1 protein-coding gene is annotated in these 263 nt (G+C 54.4%); it reads right to left on the reverse strand.

Annotation, left to right across the window (positions count from 1 at the left end; translation table 11 throughout):
- A partial coding sequence (locus tag HBA93_RS21695; protein ID WP_221724628.1) for an RraA family protein occupies window positions 1-263 on the reverse strand: 263 nt, incomplete at both ends.

Below are 263 nucleotides of genomic sequence, written 5' to 3' on the forward strand. Positions count from 1 at the left end.
GACGAACAACTGCGCCTGCCATGGAAATTGCACCATCAATGATACCACCGAAACCATGATGAGGACCGCGGGGAACGACCGCTTTGCAAAACATATTGAATTGTAGCTGGCGGACTTCTTCGACATCACGGATGGCACCGAAAACAACTGCGCCGCCTAATTTGCGATGGGCTGCCTCTGCAGTCATGATACCGCCCCATACGGCGGTATCATCAACACCGCCCGCATCAACGACGATGATTTCTCCCGCCAGTGCTTCACCG

The organism is Ochrobactrum sp. SFR4 (genome assembly GCF_019730395.1).
Lineage (GTDB): Bacteria > Pseudomonadota > Alphaproteobacteria > Rhizobiales > Rhizobiaceae > Pseudochrobactrum.